This is a genomic window from Candidatus Methylomirabilota bacterium (genome assembly GCA_028870115.1).
Lineage (GTDB): Bacteria > Methylomirabilota > Methylomirabilia > Methylomirabilales > Methylomirabilaceae > Methylomirabilis.
The window spans coordinates 1-1291 of record JAGWQH010000080.1 but is presented as its reverse complement, the minus strand read 5'-3'; the positions used below and the strand labels follow the sequence as shown (position 1 = coordinate 1291).

Below are 1291 nucleotides of genomic sequence, written 5' to 3'. Positions count from 1 at the left end.
CGGACATCTTGCGCTACCCTCGCTACTCTTGTTCTAGCCGTGTACCTTCAAGATACCATTAAGGTGATCGGATTACGCAATATTGCGTAATCCGATCAAATCGGCCACCCATTCCGATGCCAGTACAGGTTAGTGTTGTAATCTGCACTGCAATGCCGGCCAGCACTGCTCTCAAAACGGCTGTCGTAGCAATGTCAATATGTCAGGCTAACAGCAACGTGAAAATGTCAGGGTGCGTGCGCATAGCGTTGAGCTGCGGTCGTGGTATCCGGCCCATACCTCGATATCTCCCGACGTCCGTTCGTGCGATGTAGGCTAATGGTGCAAGCTGTTGTGGAGTCAAACCGGGCAAGACGGTCGTGGTGGAAGTAAATGTCCACCGAACCATCCAGGAGCACGTGGACATCGACGCCTTGATGAGCCCAGGAGACGAAGGGCGAGCGCTTGGGCAAGGGCAGGACGACCCCCTGGAACGCCACCGTGTTGTCCTTGGCCACCACCCGCCGGTACTTGAAGCAGAGGGTCTGGATGAGGCGCGACCGGTCGACCGGTCGCCAGGCTGGCACGGCCTCGGCGGGAGCCTTCGCGAATCGGCGGTTGTGCTGGGGGAGGACGCGCTCGAGAACGGCCTGGGCCTCCGCCGGGGTCGTGGCGTCCGCCAGCCGCAACTCGCTGACCAGCCGGTCCTGGAAGGTCCCCCCCACCCGCTCGACTCGGCCCTTGGCCTGCGGGGAGCCGGCCGGGATCAGCGTGATGCCCAACTCGTGCAAGGCTCGGCCCACCTGCGTCAGGGGCCGCCGACCCGCGAGCTGCTCCTGCAGCGTCGGCGCCCGGTCCGTCCAGACGATGGAGTGGCGATCGGCATAGATCGCCTGGGGCAGACCTTGCTGCCGACAGATGTGCCAGAACAGCTGCCGGGAGGCCCACGTGTCAGCGGGCATGCAATAATCCCTACTTGTGGGCATCGAAAATTCCCTACCCCTATCGCTCTCCCAACAAGGAGACAGGACGATGACCGCAGGCAGGACCACCTGTAGTACCCTCCCGGCTACACCCTCTAGCCAGGAGGTCCCAATGATCCGAGCAGCACTGTGGGAGGAGATGCAACGGTTGTTCACTGTCGAACGGCACTCGAAGGCGGCGATCGCGCGGGCGCTGGACCTGGACGTGAAGACGGTCCGGCGCTGTCTGCGGCAGCCCGCCTGGCGCCCCTACCAGCGGGCTCCCGAGTCTGAGACGCTGCTCACCCCGCACCGCGCGTTTCTGGAAACCCGGGCGCCGGCCGTCGACT

2 protein-coding genes are annotated in these 1291 nt (G+C 63.4%); one reads left to right on the top strand and one right to left on the bottom strand.

Annotation, left to right across the window (positions count from 1 at the left end; genetic code table 11):
• Positions 1-227 precede the first annotated feature (227 nt).
• Positions 228-965, bottom strand: a complete 738-nt coding sequence (locus KGL31_08990) for a hypothetical protein (protein ID MDE2322032.1) — start codon at positions 963-965, stop codon at positions 228-230.
• 46 nt (positions 966-1011) lie between these two features.
• Here KGL31_08990 and KGL31_08985 point away from each other — a divergent pair.
• A partial coding sequence (locus tag KGL31_08985) for a hypothetical protein (GenBank protein ID MDE2322031.1) occupies positions 1012-1291 on the top strand: 280 nt, incomplete at its 3' end.

Excerpts from the sequence above, each read along its gene's own strand:
- KGL31_08990 (MDE2322032.1), bottom strand. The coding sequence starts at position 965 with ATGCCCACAAGTAGGGATTATTGCATGCCCGCTGACACGTGGGCCTCC.